The organism is Cytobacillus oceanisediminis, from assembly GCF_022811925.1.
Taxonomy (GTDB): domain Bacteria; phylum Bacillota; class Bacilli; order Bacillales; family Cytobacillaceae; genus Cytobacillus; species Cytobacillus oceanisediminis_D.
Genome location: NZ_CP065511.1, coordinates 813,567 through 838,339, shown reverse-complemented (window position 1 = coordinate 838,339; position 24,773 = coordinate 813,567). Strand labels below are relative to the sequence as shown.

General features: G+C 41.3%; 23 protein-coding genes, 1 pseudogene and 2 riboswitches. Of the genes and pseudogenes, 5 read left to right on the top strand and 19 right to left on the bottom strand.

Annotated features, from left to right (window positions below; all coding sequences use genetic code 11):
* Positions 1-163: 163 nt before the first annotated feature.
* From IRB79_RS04380 to bla, 5 genes and pseudogenes are all read right to left on the bottom strand, one after another.
* Positions 164-1,358 (bottom strand): annotated as a pseudogene (locus tag IRB79_RS04380) (amidohydrolase).
* A 3-nt stretch (positions 1,359-1,361) separates the two neighbouring features.
* Positions 1,362-2,624 (bottom strand): Zn-dependent hydrolase, encoded by a 1,263-nt coding sequence (locus tag IRB79_RS04375; RefSeq protein WP_243506921.1) that lies wholly within the window; start codon positions 2,622-2,624, stop codon positions 1,362-1,364.
* A gap of 18 nt (positions 2,625-2,642) precedes the next feature.
* Complete coding sequence (locus tag IRB79_RS04370) at positions 2,643-3,851, bottom strand: hypothetical protein (RefSeq protein WP_243506920.1); 1,209 nt, start codon at positions 3,849-3,851, stop codon at positions 2,643-2,645.
* Positions 3,852-4,222: 371 nt separating this feature from the next.
* The gene (locus tag IRB79_RS04365) at positions 4,223-5,053 is read right to left on the bottom strand and encodes a glycerophosphodiester phosphodiesterase (RefSeq protein ID WP_243506919.1); all 831 of its coding nucleotides are present in this window, start codon (positions 5,051-5,053) and stop codon (positions 4,223-4,225) included.
* 213 nt (positions 5,054-5,266) lie between these two features.
* Positions 5,267-6,163, bottom strand: a complete 897-nt coding sequence (bla, locus tag IRB79_RS04360; RefSeq protein WP_243509218.1) for a class A beta-lactamase — start codon at positions 6,161-6,163, stop codon at positions 5,267-5,269.
* A 295-nt stretch (positions 6,164-6,458) separates the two neighbouring features.
* Between bla and IRB79_RS04355 the strand changes: the two genes are divergently transcribed.
* The 3 genes from IRB79_RS04355 to IRB79_RS04345 all read left to right on the top strand — a co-directional run bounded on the left by IRB79_RS04355 (position 6,459) and on the right by IRB79_RS04345 (position 9,717).
* Positions 6,459-8,240: a BlaR1 family beta-lactam sensor/signal transducer gene (locus tag IRB79_RS04355; protein WP_243506918.1), complete on the top strand. Its 1,782-nt coding sequence runs from the start codon at positions 6,459-6,461 to the stop codon at positions 8,238-8,240.
* A 34-nt stretch (positions 8,241-8,274) separates the two neighbouring features.
* Positions 8,275-8,661 (top strand): penicillinase repressor BlaI, encoded by a 387-nt coding sequence (gene blaI / locus IRB79_RS04350; RefSeq protein ID WP_243506917.1) that lies wholly within the window; start codon positions 8,275-8,277, stop codon positions 8,659-8,661.
* A 256-nt stretch (positions 8,662-8,917) separates the two neighbouring features.
* A riboswitch (glycine riboswitch) is annotated at positions 8,918-9,011 on the top strand.
* A 2-nt stretch (positions 9,012-9,013) separates the two neighbouring features.
* Positions 9,014-9,094: riboswitch (glycine riboswitch) on the top strand.
* Positions 9,095-9,114: 20 nt separating this feature from the next.
* Positions 9,115-9,717 (top strand): trimeric intracellular cation channel family protein, encoded by a 603-nt coding sequence (locus IRB79_RS04345; RefSeq protein ID WP_243506915.1) that lies wholly within the window; start codon positions 9,115-9,117, stop codon positions 9,715-9,717.
* Positions 9,718-9,757: 40 nt separating this feature from the next.
* Here the strand turns inward: IRB79_RS04345 and IRB79_RS04340 are convergent, their stop codons facing one another.
* From IRB79_RS04340 to IRB79_RS04325, 4 genes are all read right to left on the bottom strand, one after another.
* Positions 9,758-10,963 carry an amidohydrolase gene (locus tag IRB79_RS04340; RefSeq protein WP_243506913.1) on the bottom strand — a complete coding sequence of 402 codons (1,206 nt, stop codon included), beginning with the start codon at positions 10,961-10,963 and terminating at the stop codon, positions 9,758-9,760.
* Positions 10,964-11,196: 233 nt separating this feature from the next.
* Positions 11,197-12,297 (bottom strand): YkvI family membrane protein, encoded by a 1,101-nt coding sequence (locus IRB79_RS04335; RefSeq protein ID WP_243506911.1) that lies wholly within the window; start codon positions 12,295-12,297, stop codon positions 11,197-11,199.
* Between the two features lie 271 nt (positions 12,298-12,568).
* Positions 12,569-12,727: a hypothetical protein gene (locus tag IRB79_RS04330; RefSeq protein ID WP_243506910.1), complete on the bottom strand. Its 159-nt coding sequence runs from the start codon at positions 12,725-12,727 to the stop codon at positions 12,569-12,571.
* Between the two features lie 217 nt (positions 12,728-12,944).
* Entirely contained in the window at positions 12,945-13,523 is a 579-nt protein-coding gene (locus tag IRB79_RS04325) for a LysE family transporter (RefSeq protein ID WP_243506909.1), read from the bottom strand.
* A gap of 122 nt (positions 13,524-13,645) precedes the next feature.
* Between IRB79_RS04325 and IRB79_RS04320 the strand changes: the two genes are divergently transcribed.
* On the top strand, positions 13,646-14,557 hold the full coding sequence (locus tag IRB79_RS04320) for a LysR family transcriptional regulator (RefSeq protein ID WP_243506908.1): 912 nt from the start codon (positions 13,646-13,648) through the stop codon (positions 14,555-14,557).
* A 79-nt stretch (positions 14,558-14,636) separates the two neighbouring features.
* On the opposite strand, the gene IRB79_RS04315 is transcribed toward IRB79_RS04320, so the two are convergent.
* From IRB79_RS04315 to IRB79_RS04305, 3 genes are read right to left on the bottom strand one after another with little or no spacing between them, the layout of a single operon-like run.
* Positions 14,637-15,197, bottom strand: a complete 561-nt coding sequence (locus tag IRB79_RS04315; protein ID WP_243506907.1) for a sugar O-acetyltransferase — start codon at positions 15,195-15,197, stop codon at positions 14,637-14,639.
* A gap of 21 nt (positions 15,198-15,218) precedes the next feature.
* The gene (locus tag IRB79_RS04310) at positions 15,219-16,445 is read right to left on the bottom strand and encodes an MFS transporter (RefSeq protein WP_243506906.1); all 1,227 of its coding nucleotides are present in this window, start codon (positions 16,443-16,445) and stop codon (positions 15,219-15,221) included.
* A 14-nt stretch (positions 16,446-16,459) separates the two neighbouring features.
* On the bottom strand, positions 16,460-17,497 hold the full coding sequence (locus tag IRB79_RS04305) for an ROK family transcriptional regulator (RefSeq protein ID WP_243506905.1): 1,038 nt from the start codon (positions 17,495-17,497) through the stop codon (positions 16,460-16,462).
* Positions 17,498-17,820: 323 nt separating this feature from the next.
* On the opposite strand from IRB79_RS04305, the gene IRB79_RS04300 reads away from it, so the two are divergent.
* The gene (locus tag IRB79_RS04300; protein WP_243506904.1) at positions 17,821-18,336 is read left to right on the top strand and encodes a DIP1984 family protein; all 516 of its coding nucleotides are present in this window, start codon (positions 17,821-17,823) and stop codon (positions 18,334-18,336) included.
* A 295-nt stretch (positions 18,337-18,631) separates the two neighbouring features.
* On the opposite strand, the gene IRB79_RS04295 is transcribed toward IRB79_RS04300, so the two are convergent.
* From IRB79_RS04295 to IRB79_RS04265, 7 genes are all read right to left on the bottom strand, one after another.
* Entirely contained in the window at positions 18,632-19,576 is a 945-nt protein-coding gene (locus IRB79_RS04295) for a bifunctional helix-turn-helix transcriptional regulator/GNAT family N-acetyltransferase (protein WP_243506903.1), read from the bottom strand.
* 149 nt (positions 19,577-19,725) lie between these two features.
* A complete protein-coding gene (locus IRB79_RS04290) occupies positions 19,726-19,935 on the bottom strand; it encodes a hypothetical protein (protein WP_243506902.1) in 210 nt (69 codons plus the stop codon).
* A gap of 122 nt (positions 19,936-20,057) precedes the next feature.
* Entirely contained in the window at positions 20,058-20,837 is a 780-nt protein-coding gene (locus IRB79_RS04285; RefSeq protein WP_243506901.1) for a PhzF family phenazine biosynthesis protein, read from the bottom strand.
* Between the two features lie 113 nt (positions 20,838-20,950).
* Positions 20,951-21,658, bottom strand: coding sequence for a DNA alkylation repair protein (locus IRB79_RS04280; protein ID WP_243506900.1), 708 nt, complete (start codon positions 21,656-21,658; stop codon positions 20,951-20,953).
* A 54-nt stretch (positions 21,659-21,712) separates the two neighbouring features.
* Positions 21,713-22,408, bottom strand: a complete 696-nt coding sequence (locus IRB79_RS04275; protein WP_243509215.1) for a Type 1 glutamine amidotransferase-like domain-containing protein — start codon at positions 22,406-22,408, stop codon at positions 21,713-21,715.
* A gap of 142 nt (positions 22,409-22,550) precedes the next feature.
* The gene (locus tag IRB79_RS04270; RefSeq protein ID WP_243506899.1) at positions 22,551-23,216 is read right to left on the bottom strand and encodes an HAD family hydrolase; all 666 of its coding nucleotides are present in this window, start codon (positions 23,214-23,216) and stop codon (positions 22,551-22,553) included.
* A gap of 192 nt (positions 23,217-23,408) precedes the next feature.
* Positions 23,409-24,653, bottom strand: a complete 1,245-nt coding sequence (locus tag IRB79_RS04265; RefSeq protein WP_243506898.1) for an MFS transporter — start codon at positions 24,651-24,653, stop codon at positions 23,409-23,411.
* Positions 24,654-24,773 lie beyond the last annotated feature (120 nt).

Sequence of the window (24,773 nt, the reverse complement as noted above, 5' to 3'; positions counted from 1 at the left end):
GATCACAGGAAATTTAAATATCACCAGTGTATGGGGAGCAGAGTTTATTAACTGCTTCCTTTTTTCATGGCTTTAAAATTTATAAGAAGAACTGAAACTCGGTTAAAATAAATCCGCTCCTCCATATAGAGGAGCGGATTTCTCTTTAAGATCAGATTTACGGCTATTCGTTCAAGTATGCCCAGGCATATTGTGCATATAGCTCTGCACCTGTCGATAAGGCGTCTTCGTCAATATTGAATTTTCCGTGGTGGTGGGCCCATTCTGTGTCTTTTTCTGGATTGCCGCTGCCAACGAGGGCGAAGCTGCCAGGTACTTTGTCCAGGAAAAAACTGAAATCCTCCGCACCCATTGTTGGTTTTTCCTTGTAAAGTACATTTTCCCCGAAAGCTTCAGATGCGACTTTTTGTACGAGTTGGGCACTGTATTCCTCATTAATTACCGCTTGCGAACCCCTGATGTATTCTACTTTTGCAGTAGCACCGTAGATTGCTGCCGTCTTTTCAGCATAACGCTCAAGCTGTTTTTCAATATGATTCCTTGTTTCAGAATCGAAGCAGCGGACTGTTCCCTCAATGACTGCATTTTCAGCGATAATGTTGAACCTTGTGCCCACGGTCATTTTTCCAATGGTGAGTACGGCAGGAAGCTGGGCATCAATGGTTCTGGACACAACACTCTGCACATTCATGACAAAGGAAGATGCCACTATAGCGGCATCAATGCAATCATGCGGCATCAATGCAATCATGCGGCATCGCCCCATGCCCGCCTTTCCCTTTGAATGTCACCTTGAATATATCAGCTGATGCGAAGGATGGCCCGGGTGTACAGGACACTTTATGTGTCGGCATTTGCGACCAGATGTGGATGCCAAAGACATTGTCCACGCCTTCCATCGCTCCCTGTTCCACCATCATCTTCGCCCCTTCGGCTACTTCTTCGGCTGGCTGGAACAGCAGGCGGACATTCCCCTGCAATTCTTCTTTTATCTCATTTAATGCCTTGGCGGCAATCAGCAGCATTGCGGTATGGGCATCATGTCCGCATGCATGCATTTTGCCATTTTCCAGGGATGCATAAGGCAGATCCTTATTCAATCCCTCCACCTGCAGCGCATCCATGTCTCCCCTTAAAGCTACCGTCTTTCCAGGCTTCCCGCCTCCTATTTCAGCAATGACACCAGTTGGTTCTGTTCTTTTAAAGGGGATGCCCAAACCATCTAGATACTCACATATAAATTGCGTGGTTTTGTATTCCTCCCATGACACCTCTGGTTCACGATGCAATTTTCTGCGCAGTTCCGTTAATTCATCACTATATGCCCCCATCAATTCTTTTAGCCTGTTATGAATCATTGCTTATTCCGCCTCCGTTAGCTCTATTGCTGCCTCAAACAGGACTTTAACAGCTTCGGCGATATGCCGGGAATCAGACCATTCTTCCGGACAATGGCTTAGTCCGTTTTTGCTTGGAATAAACAGCATCCCTGTATTCGTATAATCTGCGAAAACCATGGCATCGTGGCCAGCGCCGCTATTCATGGAGCATGAAGTGAAACCCAGTTCACTGCTTTTCTCCTTCAACAGGCTGACAATCTCTTTATTCATCTCTTTTGGCTGAATATATAAAAGCTGTTCAACAGTTATTTCTACTCCGCTATCACGATAGGAATTTGCTAATTCTTTCACTTTTTGAATAACATTCTGGACATGTTCTTCCTTGCTGGAGCGAATGTCTACTGAAAAGACCGTTTGATCCGGAATCACATTGGCTCCATTTGGATATACCTGCAATTGCCCGGTTGTCACTACCGTCCCTTCTCCTTCAGCCGCAGCCAGCTCGGGAAATTGGGCTATCATTCTGGCGGCCGCAACCAGCGCGTCAGACCGCCTGTCCATTGGAGTGGTCCCAGCATGTCCGGCCTGTCCCTTTACGGTTACTTCCAATTGTGTTAAGCCGACAATCGCTTCGACTACCCCGATCGGGATATTCTTTTCTTCTAAAATAGGCCCCTGTTCAATGTGCAATTCCAGATAAGACTTTACTGACTGCTGGTCTCTTGTTTTCGGAAGAGATGGATCGAGCCCGATTTTCTCCATAGCTTCAACGGTCGTAATGCCATCTTTATCCTTCAATGATTTGAAGTCTTCCTCAGCCAGCAAACCGGCCATTCCGCGTGAGCCCATTAAGCCGCCGCCAAATCTGGAGCCTTCCTCTTCGATAAGGGCGATAACCTCCAGAGGATATTTTGGCGTTAATCCATTCTCAGTGAAAAGTGCAGCCACTTCAAGTCCTGCTACAACTCCGGCAGGTCCATCATAAGATCCCCCATTCGGGACGGAATCAAAGTGAGAGCCGATCAGAACACTTGGTGCATCTTTTAGGGACCCTTCAAGCTTTCCAAAGATATTGCCCAATCCATCTTCACGGACAGTCAAGCCCGCTTCCTTCATTTTTACCTTAATATACTGCCGTGCAAGCAGATCCTCCTGACTATACGTCAGCCTGGTTGTTCCTCTGCCTGGAGTGGCTGTATAAGTGCTTAAGGTGTCAATATGGTTTTCGATACGTGCTTGTACTTTTTCCAGATTCACATTTTTCCCTGTTTGAACTTCACTCATTTCGATCCAATCCCTTTCTTATAAAAGTCCGACAAAAATTCCGGCCAATACGACCGACACAATGGTAACGGTGATGAATCCCCCGACAAGCATAGGCGGCAGCATATTGCTGGTCAGCATTTCCCTCTCTTTTTCATCTTCTGTTAATGATTTAATCACTTCATTTGTAATAATATAGTCAGCCGGAAATCCATATAGTGCCGTCAGCGAAACAGCGAAAGCCATTTCCTTGCTCACCTTTAAAATTTTCCCTGCGATGAATGAGAAGGTATACATACCCATTACGCCTAGAATAATGCTTCCTGCAAGCGGATAAATAATTTCAAGCATCATCCCAGGTGTAGCCTGCTTTAAGCCGTCAAAAATAAAGAGCATCAGGGCCATGATCGCAAAGCCAAAGCCGTTTGCTTTCTGCAGTACCTGCTTTTCAAGAAAGCCAATACTTGTAGCAATAACCCCGAACAATAGACAAAGTACAAATGGACTGACACTGGCAACTGGAGCCAGCAGTGTCGATGTAAGATAAGCAAGGTAGGATACTGCTGCCAATCTTAAAAATTTGAAGAAATCTGTATTATATTTCTCCGGCATATTTCTAAAAAGCTTAAGCTCAGGTTTTGGAGCTGCCGCTGATGCAGCAGCCGTCTCTTCAGCTGCCGTGCCCTTTCCCTTATAGGCAAGCTGTCCGCTTCGGTACTGCTGTAAAAGCCGCTTTCCTTCTTTTTTCAGGACAATGGATGTGAGCGGATATCCGGCAAATCCCTGCATAACATAAATCACTATCGCAAAGACAGATAGAGAAGCAAGACCCGCTTCTTTAGCTCCTTCCGACATGATCAGGGCAGATACCACACCTCCAACTAAAGGAGGAATGGCTACAACTACTGTCTTAAAACCAAAAATAAATGTTCCGATTCCCAGTAACACTGCGATAATTCCCAAAATCCCTGATAAAGCAATAACAATCGTCTTCCACTGATTTTTCAATTCCTGAATCGATAGCAATGTTCCCATATTGGTAATCAATAAGTACATCATCATCGTAGCCACAACAGGCGGAACTCCTGCCAATGCCACGATATCCTGCGGAAAGAATGTCCAATAACCGGCAAGGAACAGTACGGCACAGACGAAAATGGACGGCACCCATGCCTTTGTGCGAACCGCAACCAGATCTCCAATAAATAAAATAAGTAATAGAATAACCAAAGCTAATAATTGTGACATAATTCCCATCCCCTTCTCTAAGATGAATTCCTATTCATTCGTTTTGCGAAGAATATATATATTGTTAGAATAATAATACAATTATACTTTTCAGTCAATTTAAATTATTAAAAATTTTATGTGAGCGATGCCATTCCGGTTTCTGTATGGAGCATGTTTCTTTTGATTTAGTTTGGTAAAATAATATTATTATTTTAAAAATCCATTAGAGCTGGAGAAAAAAATAAAAACCCGTCAATATGAGGGGTTCCTGGATTAGAATTTAATTAATACATTCCTAATATTATTCTATTCATATATGAGCAGATTCAATTTATTCAGCAAATAAATTACAGACAAAAAAGGAGCAGCAGCTGCCCCTTTTCCAGGTATTAATTTCTAGGATCTACATAATCCGGATAATCGGTAATGATGGCGTCAACTTCCATTTCGAACAGGAAGTCGGCGGCTTCCTGGCTGCGCACTGTCCATGACCCAATTTGCATGCCAAGAGAGTGAACCTGATTCACTAATTCTTCTGTGACAATTCCATAGCTTGGATTGAACCAATCTGCATAAGCTGAAAATTCCTGTAAAGCTTCCGCTGTTGTATCGGCACGGTTAGAGGTCAATACACCAATGGGAACTTTAGGAAGAAGCTGATCCATTGTTTTCATAGAGTCAAAGTTAAAAGACTGGATAATGATTTTTTCATTTTGCGGCTTATCTAGATTTCGTGCTTTTAATGCATCTGCTACTTGATTTTCAATGCCAGGATAAAGCTCTGGAGCCTTCAATTCTATTAATATTCCAACCTTACCATGGTAGCGATCCAGAATCTCTTCAAATGTCGGGATTGGTTCCCCTGCGAATTGTTCCCCTTTCCAAATGCCGGCATCAAGACTTCTTAAATAGTCAAACGTTAAATCCCCCACTTTTCCGGTGCCATCTGTTGTACGATCCACAGTTGTATCGTGGATTACCACTAATTCGCCATCCTTGCTTCTTTGAACATCAATTTCGATATAATCAGCTTTCATATCTACAGCCAGATCAAACCCGGCTATCGTATTCTCCGGTGCATACCCTGTGGCACCGCGGTGCGCTATATTATCAACTTGTTTCCTTTCCCCTGTTGCCGGTTCTGCTGCGAACGACTGGCTGATTGGGCTGAATAGCAGTGACAAAGCCACCCCTGTTCCAATTAATAATTTGTTGTTCATGCTCTCCATCTCCTATCTAAAATATGTATTCAACCATATTCTAGAAAAGGAATGTTGAAGGGGTGTGTGATTATTTTTATGGCTAAATAAAGATCATGTTAACAAAAACCGGCCTTTTTCCTTACGTTTTTTTACAAAACGGTTATTTGAAACTGAATAGAAATACCCTTTCACATTTTTCAGCGGGGGAGAACTTCCTCGCTGGTAAATGCTTTAATCCAAAGCCTTTATTGCCATCTCCGCTGTCTTTGCAATCAGGGCATTATCGTATTCTGCATCCTTTGAATCCCGGCTGGAAAGGATCGTCATGATAATCGGCTCCCTGTTTGGAGGCCAGACAATTGCAATGTCATTACGGGTGCCAAAGCCTGCTGCACCGCTCTTATCAGCTACCTCCCAGCCGCTTGGCACACCAGCACGGATTAATGGATCCCCAGTAACGTTACCCCGCATCCAATCGGTTAAAATGTTCCGCTTTTCTTCAGGCAGAAAATCGCCAATCAAAACTTTTTGAAGGCTTGCTGCAAGTGCTTTAGGTGTACTTGTATCCCGGATGTCCCCTGGCTCTGCCTCGTTCAAATCCGTCTCGAAGCGCTCAGGCTTGGTGACAGTATCCCCCATTTCTTTCAAAGCTGCTTCGAATCCGTCAGGGCCTCCTAGTTCCTCTAAAATTAAGTTGCCTGCGGTATTGTCGCTAAACCGGATTGCCGCTTCACAGAGTTCCCTCAAAGTCATGCCAGTCTTTACATGCTTTTCTGTAATCGGAGAATATGTAACCAGGTCATCACTTGTGTATGTAATGTTTTCATCCATTTCCTCCAGTGATTTTCTCTCCAGCAATATTGCAGCTGCCAACGGCTTGAATGTAGATGCGTAAGCAAATCTCTCATTAGACCTGTAAGCAATAGTCTTTTTCGTTCCTGTGTCATATGCATACACTCCAAACCGTGCGTCATACTCCTTCTCCAGCTGTTTGAATTTTTGGTTTGTATTTACAGAAGTTTTTTTGGAGTTTTCTGCCGCACTTGCATCTGATGGATGATTGCCATTTGCACAGCCAGTCAGGGCAAGAAGCAGAACCAAACTGAATAACCAGACTGCTTTTAACATATTCCTGCTAGTAATCGATTGATATCGTTTCCTCAATTTTATTACCTCTTTCCTTATTAATTTTGAACATATATTTCAACTTTATTTTTAAACACCCCCATATAGACTACAGGTGTAATACAATACTACATTTGTAGTCCATGTTTGTCAACCGCTCATAAAAACCCTTGATATTATGGTGTTTCACAAGATCTCCCTGATTTGATAAAGTAAAAATAGGATGCTAGAATGGTTCGTATTCTTTTTTTCTAAGGGATTGAAACTAGATGTCAAATATTGCGAGGAAGGTCTGAGGATGATCACAAGCTCACAGTTCTTATCTGTTTTTTTGGAATGTCTGCTGGTGTCTTCTTTTACAATCGGAGTCATTCTTCTGTTAAAAAACATTTTTAAGAAACATTTAACAGCACAAGCTCACTATAATCTTTGGTTTCTATTATTGCTTGCTTTACCACTGCCTCTTATTCCAATACAACTCATGCCTTTTTCCGATTCATTTTCCTTTTGGAATAGCAAGAGCAGCGTCCAATCCCAAATTGCACCATCTGCGGAGAGTCCTTTAAGGCAAAATAATTGGATGGAAGACATAGCCGTTTCGGTGGAACGCTACGACTTAACATTAATAAATAATGCTTTATTCTATATTTGGATTTCGGGGGTGGCTGTTTTAGCTGTATTTACGCTGATCGCAAGGCTTAAGATCAGTAAAATAAAGAAACATACAAACAGCCTGAGAAATAACGGGCTTTTATCATTATTCGAACACTGCAAACACAAACTGAAGATTTCTAGGAGTATTATTGTTGGAGAGTCATCTCTCGTTAAAACCCCAATGACGTTTGGATTTTTTAAGACTTATGTGGTGCTTCCCCGCCATTTTGACAAGTGGCTTTCTGAAAAGGATATAGAATATATCTTTTTACATGAACTGAACCACTATAAAAATAAAGATGTTGCAGTCAATTATTTAATCGTGATTTTTCAAATACTATATTGGTTTAATCCTCTAGTTTGGCTAGCTTTTAGGAGAATGAGGCTGGATCGCGAAATTGCCTGTGATGCGGCGGTTTTAAATTCTTTGGATGAGCAGTCTTATATGGAGTATGGCAACAGCATTATTCATTTTGCCCATAAAGCCTCAAGGGCAGTGACAGTCGATTTGGCAGACCATTTAAACGGGTCAAAGAAACAAATCAAAACGAGAATTGAAAAAATTGCCTGTTTTAAGTCGGAATCAAAACTGCTGAGATGGAAAAGTGCGGTTATAATCATTTTGGCGGGGATATTTATTGCAGGCCAGGCTCCATTTATATCAGTAATGGCTCATGAAGATGGCAGCTATAAATTCAAGGATGATAACATTATATATGAGGATTTAGGTGATTATTTTGCAGGATATAATGGAAGTTTTGTATTGTATGATAAAGAAGCAGACCACTATCTTATTCATAATAAAAAACAAAGCATATTAAGGGTTTCACCAAATTCTACTTATAAAATTTATAGTGCTCTGCTTGGTTTAGAGTCAGGCACCATAACGGATGAAAACTCCTTGGCCAAATGGAACGGACTTAAATATCCTATTGATTCCTGGAATGCGGATCAGAATTTAACTTCGGCAATAAAAAATTCCGTTACATGGTATTTTCAGACGTTAGACAAGCAGGCTCATCCCGGTACGATTCAAACTTTTCTAGACCGAATCAGGTACGGGAATCGCGATCTATCTGGTGGAATAGACGAATATTGGCTGGAATCTTCCCTTAAAATTTCTCCAGTGGAACAAGTTCAGCTGCTAAAAAAATTTTATGCCAACGAATTTGGTTTTAAAGAAAAGAATATCCAAACGGTGAAAGATTCCATTAAACTAGAAGGAAAAGAAGGGGCCCTCCTTTCAGGAAAAACAGGTACAGGCACTGTAAATGGAAAAAACATCAATGGATGGTTCATCGGTTATGTTGAGTCAGAGCAGGACACATACTTTTTTGCAACGAATATACAGAATGAAGATAACTCCAATGGAAGTAAAGCAGCTGAAATTACATTATCCATTTTGAAGAAAAAAGGTATTTATTAATTCGTTCATCTCATTAAAGAAGGAGGGCGGTAATATGACTGATAGGATTCCCAGCATTTCAGAATCCGAGTGGGAAGTCATGACAGTCCTTTGGCACGGCGCACCCAAAACGGCTAATGAAGTCATTCTATCCTTACAAGAGTGCACAGACTGGAAGCCCAAAACAATCCGTACTCTTCTGGACAGGCTTGTCCAAAAGAATGTAGTGGGCGTAAATAAAAACCAGAGAATCTATACCTTTTTCCCGTTATATTCACAGGATGAATGCCAGCGGGCAGAAGCTCAATCCTTTATCAAGCGAATCTATGGCGGAACGGTGAAATCCATGCTAGTCCAATTCATCCAGGAAGACTCCCTGTCTGATGAGGAAATTAACGAACTGCGGACGATTTTGGCAAAGAAACAAAAGAAGGATGAATAACCTTCATGCGAGATCCTCTACAATTGTAGGGGTTTTTAGCGTTCACTTCTTTGACGCACCCAAAAGCAGCGACTGCCCCTGCTTCATTTCCGCTTTAATACAATGGTGGCACCAATCCCTACAAGCAGAATTATGCACGCCATAGCACCAGGGGATCATGTTCAGTTCCCCCTTTTCAAACTTCCACTTAGACATTTTAATTGACTGTCCAAGCCTCTGCTCTATACTTTATAATTATAAAAACAAATACTAGCGAATGACTGCTGCGGGAGAGAACGTATTGTACGTCACCGAAGGGGCAAATCTATAGGAAAGATGAATCTCTCAGGTAAGAAGACTGCTGCGGGACGCTTCTCTGGAGAGCGTATCACGCACCCACGGGGCAGGCCTTTTAATATAGAATAGGTAAACCTCTCAGGTACAAGGACAGAGATACTTGATTAGGGGGATTGTATGGTTTGGGATGTATTGAACGTGATTGGAACCATTGCATTTGCAATGAGCGGGGCAGTCGTTGCACTGGAAGTAAAATACGACATTATGGGCGCCTATGTTTTGGGGTTAATTACAGCATTTGGAGGCGGGGCTATCAGAAACCTTCTTACTGGCATTCCGATCATAGAATTATGGCAGCAAACGACTCTTTTTATCGTTGCCCTTATTACCATCAGCATTGTCATCATATTGCCAAGCAGCGCAGTTCAGCTTTTGACGAAATGGAGTATTTTTGACTCAATTGGCTTGTCAGCGTTTGCTGTTCAGGGAGCTATGTATGCACAATCAATTGATTTACCCTTATTTGCTGTTATGTTCTCAGCTGCCATAACCGGTGCCGGCGGAGGAATGATCCGCGATGTGCTGGCTCAGCGAAAGCCCATTGTTTTACGTGATGAAGTATATCTTTTATGGGCCATCTTTGCGGGGTTTATTATAGGCCTTGATTGGCTATCAAAGTCTTATCATTTCTATATTCTTTTTACTGTTACTTTAATGCTGCGAGGAATTTCGCATCATTACAGCTGGAGATTGCCTATCAAATCTATTCAAAAACAATAAGAAGTTAAAAGCGAATTCCTTTAAACATAAAAAGCTCACATCAGCGTGAGCTTTTGTTTTCTTTTTTATTAAAATAATGGCAAACAACATATCCCACTGATTTTGCGGCAACAAGCATCGAACCCTCATCGATATCAAATTTAGGGTGGTGATTGAAGTATGGTTCTTCTGTTCCCTTTGGCGTGCACCCAATATAAAAATAACAGCCAGGGACCTTCTCCAAATAATACGCAAAATCGTCCGATGGTGCCATTTTAGGAAATTCCTTTATCTCGATAATGTCTTTATCCCCGGCTGCTGAAAGCGTATCCGCGACAAACCTTGTCAATTCAGGATCATTATACAGCGGCGGATAGTCGGGTTCATACGTTAGCTCACAGCTTACACCAAATAACTCCTCAAGACCATTTACAATGCGGTGAATTTCTCTATTCATCACATCCTTTGTTTCATCATTGGAATAGCGTACATCCCCCTCAATTTCGATATGATCCTTGATCACATTAAAACTCCCTTTACCATCAAATGAACCAATTGTCACTACACCGGCATGAAACGGATCCACTCTGCGGCTCACAACTGTTTGGATAGCTGTTACAAAATAAGCGCCTGCCACAATAGCATCGTTGGCCTTATGCGGAGAGGAACCGTGTCCGCCGCTTGCCTGCACTCTAAGTTTAAAATAAGCGCGGCCATTAAAGGAATATCCGCTGTGATAGCCAACAGTTCCAGCAGGGGCGATCGGCAAAACATGTATGCCAAAAATTGCATGGACATCAGCGAGAAATCCTTCCTCAACAATGCTTTTTGCTCCGCCTGGAGGCTCTTCTTCCGCATGCTGATGGATTATTTTCACGGTGCCATGGATCTTATCTTTTAATTGGATTAAACAGTCAGCCAAAACCATAAGGTATGCTGTATGTGCATCATGGCCGCAAGCATGCATGATACCTTCCTTTTTTGACTTAAACGGAACATCCAGTTCTTCTTTAATAGGAAGCGCATCAAAATCAGCCCGAAGTGCCACGGTTTTTCCCAGGTTACCACCTTCAATAGTGACAACAATGCCATATCCATTCCCTGCATTCGTTATAAGATCAACATCTTTCCCTCTGTAAAAATCAGCGATATAGGCTGCCGTTTTTTCCTCTTTAAATGAAAGCTCAGGATTCTGATGTAAATAACGGCGTATCTTAAGCATCTCTTCTTCTCGTTCTTCAAGCATTTTCATTAATTCTTCAATCATTAAAATCATCTCCTATCCTACTTTGACCAGAAAAGAACCTCACTAAACACCAAAGTTCTTGAGACACTATTTATATCATTCGTACACAGCTGACATTCTAAAACTGCCGGAACAAGAAGGCTGCCAGGAATTCAGATCGTTCACCAATGTCTTTAATAATCAAATTAAAAAAGAAGGAGAGCACAGTGCACATCCACGCTCTCCTTCTCCATTATTCTCTGTTTTATTGGCATCTAGCTGTTCACTATTTTTTTAGGATATTCTTCGCCATCTCCGTATCCTTCTTTTTCAATCCTTTTCATTCTAAGTGGAGCGTAAAATAATACAGCAATTAGGACCAATCCAAGATAACCAATTAGCGGGTAGAAGTAGCTAACAAGATCAGTAAAACCTATGAAGCTTGCTGCAAATGCTACAATCATGGTTCCCGCGAATAACCTTTTAAAATGTGCGGAATCAACCTTGGAAAACCGGGCCACAAAAGAGAAAAACATGCTTATAGCTGTATTGAAGATCATTGCAAAGAGAACAACCGACATGATCGTACCCAATGCAGGTGAAATATTATTAACAATGGCTAGCATTGGCATATCCATACTGCCAACACTTTCAATCTTAGAGAAAATAGCCAGATGGCTAAGCAGAATGAGAACACCGAGACCAAAACCTCCAACTAATCCACCTAACGCGGCAGTTTTACGTTTATTTTCAGCTCCACCCATCACGATTGCCATTGAGGCACCTACTGCCGTGTTAAAGGACACATAATTGATGGCAGAAATAAACCAGTTTGGCAGAGTTGTCGGAGTCTCCTTGGCCACACCATTCAAAGCGAGGAATGATCCATCAGCATTTATAAAACTATAGATAGATGTGATGATGACAAAAAGGATTAGAACTGGGGTAATTCCACCGATGATAGCAACAACACGGTCAACCTTTAACATTCCCGTTAATAGAACAAGAATCGTCATAACACTTGTTCCAATTATGATAGGCAATCCAAATTGTTGATTTAAGTTTGACCCTGCACCTGCTATCATGACTACACCTACACCAAACAAAGTAAAAATAAGGATATAATCTATAATTAACCCTAGATATCGGCCACTTATCTTATAAATCACATGCTTATGTGAGGAAGTTTTCATGCTGCTCCCTAACCACACCAATATCATGCCGACATAAGCAAATAAAGCGGTTGCAACAATAGCAGCAAAAATACCCATAATGCCAAAACTGGTAAAATACTGAAGAACTTCCTGCCCCGATGCAAATCCAGCACCCACAATTACACCAATAAAAGCGCTTCCAATTTTTAAAATGTCTTTCATATAGTTCCTCCCTCAAGTTGTCTAATATGTTTAGTATATCAATTTAAGAATGAAATCGATTTGTGAAAATATTAAAAAGTCTAATAATTCGATTGTTAAACTCCCCAAATCAATTTCCATATTTATACTAAAATTTTGAAGCAACCTAGTTAGAGACCTTCTATTAAGTAAGTAAAAACTGAAATTCCTCTTTTGCTGGCGGAACAAAAAGCGTTTACCATCTCTGGTCAACACTTTCTATAACTCCTTAATTTAATGATATCCTGGTATTCTATAGCCTATCGCACTGGGGAGGCTTCTTTTCTCCATCTGCAAAATCGCATCCATCTGCAACTGATTCGAGGCCGTAGTCTGGATTGCTAATTTCATTTAAATCTTCGTTTTGACCGTTGTTTTGCGTATTCTCAAGTTTTTCTTTATTATCTCTCATGACTTTCCTCCAGAGTTTTATTAACAGTTTTCTCTTTGAGGAATAATGTTATTCGTTTCGTGCGGAATCCATGGGGCCAGCTTATTCTCATCGCTGCACTTCAGCGCCTGATTCCTGCAGAAAGTCACCGTAGAGCGAAGAATTACAAACCATCCATCTGTTGTAAAAAGAAACAGCTTACTTTTTTTCAGTCACCTAGCTTTAAACAAATAGGTATTCACAGAAAAATAGTAACCGCAGAATAAACCAGCAGCAAACACATCACCAGCCGAAATAACTTGTCATAATGGGTGAAAATTCTTTTAAAAATCGAGCCAAACCCTGACCACAGAAGCAATGCTGACCACCCTAGAATAATGGCTAACGTTAAATAAAAAACAATGGACTGGGATGAATGATAAAAAGGAAGTATAAAAGCACTCATGACAGTTAAAAAGAACAAAATGCTTTTTACATTTATGATTTGAAAGATAAAACCTGATAAAAAGGAAGATTTCATGTCACTTACTTTCTCCCCGGATCGTTTGGACAGACCTACCTGCCAGGCTAAGCAGAGCAGATAAATAGCACCAGCCATTTTTAAATAAGGCTCTATTACTGGAATTAAAGTATATAGACCTGCTGTGAATACACCGCTCAAGATCCCAAGTACAGCAAACCCTGCCAGGATACCCGCCGTGAACCTCCACGATCCTGCGAAGCCAAATCTCCTCGCTTCATTCATGATTAAGATATTGCTTGGACCAGGCGTAATGGATGTAATGATTACATAAGATAGAAACGCTAGTATACTCATAAACTCACCTTCTTTTACTCATTTACGAATTAACAGCTTTTATTGTATGATGACTTTATCTATATATAAAATTGAAATTCAAAAATCCATTATCATTTTTTTCGATACAAGGGAGAGACGGAATGGAAATCAGACATCTAATAACGTTTCAGTCCATTGCAGAAATAGGCAGTTATACAGGCGCTGCTGCGAAGCTAGGGTATACCCAATCCACCCTAACCGCCCACATACAGGCACTTGAACAGGAGATTGGCGGAGAGATTTTTACTTATATCAATAGAAAACTGCAGCTTACTCCTTTAGGCAGGGATTTAATTCCTTTAGCGGAGGACCTTCTTTCTACTCATGAACAGATTAAAAAAATGCGAAGCAGCCGTGAAGTGAACGGAGTATTGAAAGTGGCTGCACCAGAGTCTTTAACCATCTCAAGGCTAGGACCCATCATAAGGGAGTTCTCATTAAAATATCCTCATGTCAAATTAGTCTTAATCAATGGTACATGCGGACAAAACCAAAGTGATTTAATGAGCGGACGGGTAGATGCAGCATTCATGGTTTATCCCGAAATAAATCCTGAAAAATGCATTCACTATCCCTTGTTCCGAGAGGAAATTGTCCTTGTGAGCGGGAATGATGGACCTGACCATTTTGATGAATATAAAAAAAGTCAGGCCAGCCCCTTTTATATCACAAATGAAGAAGGCTGCAGCTATCGGTCAATGTTTGAAAGATATCTTTTAAAGCATGGCATCCAGCACTTTCAGACAATGGAACTATGGAGCATAGAAGCAATCAAGAAGATGGTCATGAGCGGACTTGGTTTTTGCGCTTTGCCTTACATCACTGTTAAAGAAGATGTAGAGAACGGAAAGTTAAAACTATTAACACATTCGGAGGAGTTCGAACCCATTTATTCTCATATGCTGATCAAAAAGAAAAAGTGGCTATCTCCAGCTGTAGAGGCTTTTACAGAGCTTGTTTTAAAATCGCCGGATGGAATGGACAAAGAAATATTTGAACAAAACAAAAAATAGAGTCAGCTTCCTTCACTAAAACATAAGAAAAGCCAAATCCCCAATGGGAAATGGCTTTTTTATGGATGCTGAGGAGAATTTAAAGCTCAATTTGTTTAATTACTTTCGCTGGATTTCCGCCAACTACTACATTATCTGGCACATCTTTGGTAACGACTGCACCTGATGCGATCACAACATTGTCCCCAATTGTTACACCTGGATTGATTATGGCACTTCCGCCAATCCATACATTGTTTCCAAACGTGATCGGCTTTGCGTATTCTCTGCCTGAATTGCGTTCAGCAGGATGAAGCGGGTGTGTTGCCGTATAAATTTGTACTCCGGGTGCAAGCATGCAATTATCTCCAAAACGAACTTCACAGACATCTAAGATCGTGCAATCGAAGTTCGCAAAAAAGTTTTCACCTACATGCGTATTATAGCCATAATCAAATCTGATATTTGGCTCCATATATACGTTTTTCCCAGTTGAACCGAGGAGTTCCTTTAATAATTTTGTCCTTTTTTCTCCTTCAGTCTCCAGAGTTTGATTATAAATTCTGACCATTCGCCTTGCTTCTTCGCGTTCCTTTAATAATACCGGATCGGCAGGATCATACATTTCTCCAGACAGCATTTTTTCTTTTTCTGTACTCATTTTAATGACCTGCTTTCAAATTCATTTAGGTGTGTTAAAGGTAACATCTGTTGAACTTTTAATCTCTTTCATATTCAGCAAGCGGTTCAGTTTTTCAGAACTTAAGAACATTGCTGCAGCAAGAAGAACAATACAAAACGGGAAGATTCCAATTGTTGAGTGAGAGGCAATGAAGCCTAAAACTGGCGGCATAAAGGTACTGCCTGTATATGCAACAGCCATTTGATAGCCCATGATGGTCTGGGAATGCTTCTTCCCAAAACGCGCTGGCGTTTCGTGCAGCATACACGGAAAGATCGGTGCCAATCCTAATCCAACCAAAATAAAGCCGGCAAGCGTGAAAGCAGATGGCAATGGCAGGACAAGAAGGATGGCACCAGCAAGTGCAATAATTTGGCCCATCCGAATAAGGCTGCGATTATTCATTTTAAAAGTAATGAAACCTGTAATAAATCTGCCGATTGTAATGCCAGCGAAATACAAGGAAACCCATTGGGCAGCAGCCGCTGCCGGCAGATTCTTCACGCTTACCAGAAAACTGCTTCCCCAAAGTCCCATAGTGGCTTCAGCACTGCAATAAAACAAGAAGGAAATTAATGCTGATTTAACTCCTTTGATTTGGAGTGGCTTTACATTTTCAGCATGATCCAATCTTTCTTCTGATTTTTCCGCCTCTTCACTTAAAGCTTTATTATATTTCTTTCCTTTATTCCATAAAGGCAAAGTCAGCAAAAGGATAATTGCCAGCACAAATTGTATTCCTGCAATGGAAAAATACCCATTGCTCCAGGAGGTTCCCCCTGCAATATACTGGGCCATGATGATAGGGCCAATAGTGGCTCCGACTCCCCAGAAACTGTGCAGCCAGCTCATATGATGTGCTTTGTAGTGTACAGCAACATAATCGTTTAATCCGGCATCAATAGCTCCTGCTCCCAACCCAAGTGGTATGGCAAATAAAAATAGCCAAATAACAGATGGAGCAAAATAAAACCCAAGTAACGCACCTGCAGTCATTAACGTACTGAAAGATGAAACCTTCCCAGTTCCAAACCGTTTAAGGATTCTTCCGCTAACTAAGCTCGAGATGATTGTGCCGCCAGCTATAGTCATAAAAAGCAATCCAGCAGTCTCAAGCGGGGCGCCAAAGTCTGCTTGCATGACAGGCCAGGCTGCCCCTAACAATGAATCCGGCAGACCCAGGCTTATAAAAGCTAAATATATGATCACCAAAAGGATTGTTGCCATGGATTCAGCCTCACCTATTTTCTGATATATTTTTCGGACGAATCAAGCATAAGCGCCAGCCCCAGACTCTGCAATCCGTATAAATAGTCTTGTTTCCAATCACTTATTGCAAGAATGGGGAGGTGTTCTGGCGGGATATATTTTGAGCTTGCTGCTGCAATTTTTTCTACTAGGGTCTCTTCCACTTCATCTTTGCAGAAAATGAACGTATGAGGATTAATGATAGCCGTAATCGAGGCTACTAATCTGCTGATTGCATCAACCTGATTATCTCTGGATATCAGTACCTCTTTATGACTGGTTTCATTTTCCAGGGCTTCGCGGAAGTTACGGTCATCATATTGGGGAACGAATGAGACTTCCCCGGCAAAAAATGTGTTTCCCCGCACAACATCCCCGTTAATCATAAATCCTGCACCAGGACCATTTTGACCGGAATATAAATAAACAAGGGATTGATGATCTTTTATCCCCTTATAATGGTGATATCCAAGAACAGCAGCATTCATGTCGTTCTCAACAACAACTGGCATCGAAAAGAGATTCTCATAATATCCTTTAATATCGAAATCTTGAAACTGTTCATAGCCGGGTATGTAAAAAATCCGCCCATTCTTAACGGAACCAGGCACCCCAATGGCAAGCGAACGGATTGCCTGATTGGCCATCAATAAGGCTTCAATCGAACTCGTTAATAAATGCAGCCCGCTGTCAGTCAATACACTTTGAACGGTTCCTTGTTCCTTCACTTCTCCCGCACAATTAAAAATGGCATAATTCGTCTCTGTCTTCTCTAAGAAAATTGCCAGGCCCAGCATATAGTCAGGATTATATGTATATCTTTTGGCTCTTCTCCCGCCACTGGATTCATCCAATCCCGCCGACAAAATTTCCCCATCCTTCTCCATCTGTGACAGGAACTTGCTTATCGTCGGGAAACTGATTCCCAATTTATCGCTTAGTTCAACTTTGGTTGCACTTCCTAGGTCTAAAAGCGATCTGCGTATACCAGCAAGGATGACCAGCTTTAAAGATTTTGGAGCAGTCTTCATTATACTCACCACCTGCAAATTATACTTATTAAACAGATTTAAAAAGCATCCACTAATAAACTTATTAAAGATATTTAATAAGTTTATTAGTGGTAATATATCATTTTAATTTACCGAAAACAACCTTCATTCTATCAGAGATGGGCATTATTTCATCGAGCTGTCTTTTCAAGGTTCCACATTGAACTTACATACAAATTTTAAAGTCGTGCGTTTTTAAGCTTCCCCCAGAATATCAAGGAGCTCAGCTATTTCTTTTAATAAATGACTCCCAACTATATAATAATACTAAGAACGAATCTATTAAAGGAGCAGATTCAGGCATGCAAAAACTTACTCTGGCTGAAGCAGTAAAATTAAAAAGTGTACTGGCTAAACGAATTCACGAGTTAGAAGAAGAAATGGACCGTGTCGCATTTGCTGATATTGAAAAAGGCAGCAAGCTTCCTGAAATACCGCGATCGCTAGCCATGGTGGAAAAAGAGATGGATGAAGTCCGCAAAGACATGAGACTGCTTGATAAGCTTGTATATAAAGCCAATATTGAACATGACATCACATTTAACAATGAATCATTGCCAATCGTAGAAGCAATCGAGCTTGCCACCCAATATCGGGCAAAGGCCCGTAAATTCAAGGAGTATGGCACAGCAGCCAGGGAGGAATTCCTTTATACCGTGTCGGAAAACGTGTCGATGGTGAAAATGGCCCTTTTCGATCCCGAGCAGTACCGATTAAAGGGCCTGGAAGCCGAACGCCAGGCGAATCGTCTGTCCAACTTAATCAATAACAAGAATTATTTGATAGAATTAGAGTTTGACAGCGAAAAGTATTTCTAAACCTTGAAGCGGTGAGACTCTGCTTCAAGGCATAGAAGGAACACCCTCCTATTGTGTACAAAGGTACCTTGTAATGGCAATGGCCTAACCGATTATCCATGACCCATTACAACTTCACCCGTAACCAATAACCAACCATGGCACTGGAGGCCGACGGCCATTCATCCGTAATCCCGTTTCCTTCTATGAGCCTCCATTCAATTTGAATGGAGGCTTTTTATTAATCTATTGATCTGAGGGGCACATTTTCTCTGAAAAAACAGCAAAAGGGACAGTGTACCTGTCCCCTTGTCCCTTAAAGCAGCAGTTCCCACGTTTCTCCAACTAAATCGTGCCCAAAGCTATGATGTTTTTCCTCCTTAACAAGCTGAAATCCCTTTTTCTGATAGATAAGCCGCGCTTCTTTAAGAACACTGTTTGTCCATAGAACGAGTTTCTTATATCCTGCTTGTTTGGAAAAGTTTATGCATTCTTCAACCAATTGTGAACCAAGGCCCAATCCTCTCGCCTTTTGGTCTACTATTAATAGACGAAGTTTAGCCGTATCCTCACTTCCTTCAACAACAAAAATAGAACCCACTATTTCTCCGTTCATTTCGGCAATCCAGCAGCGTTCCCGCTTAGGATTATAGTTATTTATAAAATCTGCTGCAATTTGAGATACAAGAGCTTCAAATCTCTCATCCCATCCATATTCTTGTGAATACAAAAGACCATGCTTGTGTACAACCCACCCCATATCACCAGGTTCATGCTGACGAAGAAAATATGGTCCAGAAAATTTTAGGCTTTCATTCTTGCTGATCAGTCCCTCGACGGTTTTCATAGCGTTTATTAATTGCTGCTGTTCACTTTCCGACAATTTTCCGAGAAGTTCCGCTATTTCATTGTATGAACGTTCATTTAGTTTAGAAAAAGCTTTTTCTCCCTCTGGTGTAAGCTTTAAAATGCGCTGCCTGGCATCTTTAGCAGAACGTTCTTTCTTTATAAGGCCTTTCTCTTCAAACCGGGCTAATATTCGACTTAAATAGCCTGCATCTAAACCCAGCTCTTGAGCTAAACTTGATGCTGCAGGGTCCTCGTTAGTGGCAATTTCAAACAGGATTCTGGATTCTGTAAGCGAATAGGGACTATGTAGTAACCCCTCCCGCAAAGCTCCGATTTGCCTGGTCATAAAACGATTAAAATGGCGAACAGCATTGATTCTTTCTTTAAATGAGATAATTGACAAAGAAATCACTCCTCTGAATATAGTTGCCTTTGTCAAATATAATAATTAATTTACTTGCTTCAGTCAATTTCTTTCCGGAACAAAGAGGAAGATTAAAAAGAAAAAGCGCCAATTTCTTGAAATTGAAATCGGCACTTCGTTTATTTCCTGATATTCGTTTAGCGTGACTCTTTTGGCGGCTGACAAACGTCACATTTGCGCTGGTGATTATTTTTAAATTTCGTAAATGTTTTTTCAAACTCACTGCCGCATGCACATTGAAAAAGCAGCTTTTGAGAAAACCCATGATATTCCGTCGTTAGCAGCTTACTATCCGAATTCTTCTCAACAAAATCTTTAATTTTACTGATAGTCCACCGTTTATTCATTCACTTGCACCTCCATATTTCATCACTAGGCGGAGGCTTTTCTTGGCATCCGTTCCATTATGAGATCATAATTCCTAAGTTCCTCATTATAACATGCGCTGGCACACAAAGAAACAGATCGTCTAAACATGAATATATCCTTCCAAATAAGCAACAGCCTCTCCAGATAGTTTCACCTTATCGCCTAAATCTTCACAATAAAGCTTTCCGCCCCTTTCTGATAATTGCAGTGCCGTAAATTCACTCTTATTTAACACCTTTTTCCAGTATGGAACCAATGTGCAATGAGCTGATCCGGTAACAGGGTCTTCATCAACACCTGCCTTTGGAGCAAAAAATCTTGATGCGAAGTCAGATTCATTTCCTTTGGCAGTGGCGATAACCCCGAAAGCATCCAGCTTTTTAAGTTCTTCCATATTTAATTCCATGTCCAGTAAATCCTGTTCTGATTCAAAGACGGCCAGATAGTCCCTTGATAAATAAGTCTCTATTGGCTCCTTGCCCAGTCCTCTAATGAGTGCCTCCGGAGCTTCACATTTTTCCCCTTCCCGGGCAGGGAACGTCATTGTTAATAGTTCACGGTCATTCGATACTTCTAAAATTCCGCTTTTTGTATGGAATTTTACATTCATCTTGCTTTCATCGAGATAGGTAAAAATGACATAAGCAGCTGCCAATGTCGCGTGCCCGCATAAATCAATCTCTGCTTTTGGCGTGAACCATTTTAACTCATAATCCTTTCCCTTCTTCACAAAAAAGGCTGTTTCAGCCAGATTATTTTCGGCAGCAATGCTTTGCATCAGGTCATTATCAATCCATTTTTCCAATGGACATACCGCCGCTGGATTCCCTTTGAATTGCTCGTCTGTAAAAGCATCAATTTGATAGATAGGTATTCTCATTTGCAGCAGCTCCCCTTTTTATTTCGTCCAATGTGCCGTTCTAAGAATGGAGACAACGGGGCAGGTCCCTGTCCCTCCAACTCTGTATCAATGCTCATACATCACGCGAGGTTTTAACATCTTACATATTTCCTTTTAAAACCCAGCTTCCCTCTATCTACTTCCTTCTGGATATTTTCTGAGGCGTGCAGGAAACTGCTTTTTTTCTTGTCCCGCTTCATTTCTACCGGCCCGATGGCTTTTGCTGTTTCAACCGCTTTTTCATGGAGCGGCAAATATGATACACCCACTGTATAGACAAAATTATTCATGGCGGATTTCGTACGCTCCGGAGAATCATGGATGGTGTCTTTCACTTTATCAAGCATTTTTGCCAGCTTCTCCTCTGAAAATTCAGCATCCGGACGATTCCCCAAAAGCCAGCAATAGCAGCTCCAGCCCCCTGACATCCGCAGCTCTTCCCCGCTTTCGATCCATTTATCGGCAACGTCCTGTGCAATATCTGCTTCAGCTAATGTAACGGCCACCACATAATCGGACAGCATATAAAAATAAGCTGCATCCATCCAGCGGTCAAAATCCTCTGCTGTCATGGCTTCTGGATCTGCAATGATGCCTGCAAAGTACATGGCATCATAGTTCCCTGTAGCGTATAGCTCCTCTGCCAAAGGCTGATTTCTTTTAATTTTTTTAGCGATTGGCTTCATTGCTCCTGTTGCAGCGCCAAAAAGCGGCTCGTGTGCGCCGTTTGATATGTACATTTTCTTGGTCCGCTCCTTGCCGAGAGCCTCGAGCTCCTGCATAACCGTCTGTAAATCCAACTTTAAGCACTTCCTTCTATTTTAATAAAGTTAACAGCAAAACACTGATTCGCCTCAAGAACCCAAATATTCGGTTTTCAGTTCAATCTCTTTTACTTCTTTATCGAAATAGACCTTATAGGCCCTGGCATTCGGTCTTGAGCTTACGATTCGGCTGACCTCCTCCTCAATGAAGTGGATAGCCACTCCATCATCCGCTGCAATTCCAGGCTTTATTTTACCAGAAGCCAAAAGCCCATGATAGGCAGGCCTTCTTTCCGCTTCCCCGTCGTAATGAGGGCAATTGCTTCCTTGTAAAAAGCCCAGGCATGTTAAGGGCTCCAGTTTATCGCCATAAGAATCCGTCACCCCTTCTTCAAACCAGCAAATGGAGCCCGCGCTGATGCCGGCTAATACGATCCCTTGGTCCCATACCTTTCGTAAAATCTTATCTAATCCCCATTCTTTCCATAAAGCCAATAAATTCTTCGTATTTCCGCCTCCAACATAAATGATATCTTTATCCAGTATAAATCCCTCTATATCTCTTGTTGGGGGTTTAAATAAAGATAAATGGGAAGGCTGGCACTTCTGTTTTTCAAAGAAGTCATAAAACCATTTAATGCATACTTCGGAATCTCCTGTTGCAGTAGGCACATAACAGACTTTAGGATTTTCTTTACCTGACTGACGTAAAATGTATTCATCTAATAATGGATTCTCCGGCTCCATGGAGAACCCTCCTCCTCCGAGTGCGATAATTTGCCTGATACTTATACCCCCCTCAAATAATGTTAAGTATAAATATTCTCCATAACTGCTGCTGTTCCTTGTTACTCACTCTTTAATACACTATTGATTAAGCAAGTGAAATAGCATAACAAAACGCTTAGGGTTTGGCCCAAGCGTCTTGTTATTCAAAAATAAATTTATTAAATTCTTCTACTGTTTCAAAATAATATTTTGATTCTGATTTCATTTGTTCCTTGATTTCAGGGATACTGTGAGACCACCCTGCAGCCGCAAAATCCACATTGCAGCTTCTGGCCATTTCCAATCCAGGCTTCAGGTCATCCAGCATTAATGCATCAGTCTCTTGAAGATCATAGCGTCTTAAAATTTCCTTAATTGGATATGGGTATGGTTTTCTCTGATGTTCAGGAAGTTCCCATCCAAAAATGGCATCTGGCACAAATCCACAATGAATGGAGTAATCTCTTTCAATTCGACTCCTCTCGGAATGAGAAACAACCGTCACAATTCCACCTTGTTTTTTAAATTCTTGAATAGTCTCTGAAAACAGCTCATAAAAGTCTGGTACAGTTGACTCGGTATATTTTTTCCATACCATCTGCTGGTGTCTTTGTTCTTCATCTGTAAATTTAATAATGTCTTTGCATAATGAAGAAAAACCTGGATGGAAGCAGCATCTGACAAAATCTTCAAAAACAATAGGGTCATCATTTGGCCGCAAGTCTTTAAGAGCCTCTACAAATGACGGATAGTGAATACCTGGTGTGCTTTTTACTCCTGTATCATCATGGTCTAAGATTAAACATTTATATTTTAAACCCATCATAACCTCCTGCAAACTTATAATATCCTGTACATTTAAACATAATTAAAATCTAACATTCAATCAGGAAAATATAAATAAAAAATAAAAGCCCAATTCATTTGCGAAGTGGACTTTTACTTTGACTGTTAATTTTGTTTTTTTACCTTAAACGGAACTGCTTACAAAAGAACCTCATTTAATAGGAAGAGTCCTTTAGCTTTCACTCAGAGCAGGCTTCCCCGCTTCTAGAAGCACCTGATCCCGGCCTAAAATGACCGCTAATAGGATAATGAATGCCCCTGTTCCCACAAGAAGCCATTCGATGGCAATGATATCTGCAATCGGGCCAAATATCAGCATTCCAATCGGCATCATCGAGGTGGAAATCATCCCCATGACACCAAACACTCTGCCTAAATAATTCTCTTCAATTTTTTCCTGCAGCAATACTGTTGTCGGTGTATTGAATATTGGCATGGCAACCCCGAATAACGCCATGAACACTAAATAGATCCAGAAAACCGGAACGATGCCAAGAGCCAGGGTGCAAATCCCCATGATAAGACTGGCAAGGGTCATGGTTTTAATTTTATTTGGATATCCTCCCCAGGAAGCAATGATTCCGCCCCCAGCCATCATGCCGACTGAAAAAGCAATTTCAATGGCTGTCAGCTTCCACACATCCCCGCCAAAGGTGCGGGTAACCTGCAGCGGCGTCAAAAAGGCCGCAGGTGCCATCAGGACAAAAAAGACCGCAAAGAACAGGAAGAATTTCTTCAGGAAAGGAGTACTGTTTACATATTGCAGACCTTGTTTAAAGTCGCTGAAGTAGCTCGTTGTCTGTTTGGCTGCTGCTTTTTCGTGCACAGCGATTTTGACAAAAGTCATCAGTGTGACAATGGCAATCGCTGCTGTGATCACATCGATGAAAAAGATGACTTCAAGTGATGCCATCGCCAGCAGAGCGGCACTGACCATTGGCGAGACAAACATAATGACCGCTTGTATGCTCCCGTTTGCTCCATTTACCTTTGTGAGCTTATCCTTAGGGACTATCTGCGGCAGAATCGCCCCGACGGCAGGAGTCTGAACCCCTGTTCCAAGGGCACGAATCCCTGCCATGACAAACAGCAGCCAGATGGATTCATATCCCATTAAAAAGAGGATAGCGAGAATCAGCGTTGAAAAGGCAATAAGACCATCCGCTAAAATAATCAGCATTTTCCGGTTATACCGGTCTGCCCAGACACCGGCGACCGGCGATAAAAAGAAGGTCGGAATGAACCCGCAAATGATGTAGAGAGTCATCATCAAACCGGATTCTGTCGTTAAGGTAATATGCCACATAATGGCGTATTGAACGAGGGACGATCCAAAAAGGGAGATCGTCTGACTGCTTAAAAAGAGAATAATATTCTTCAGCCAATTCTCCTTCAGATTAGGGTTTACAGTACTCATGAACTAATCACTCATTTCTATATTTAATAAAAACAAGCTTTGCCTATATTCAGTTGATCAATCCGCTCTATACATTCTATTTCTATAGACAGCAAAAAAGAGGAGAAATTCATCCCCTCT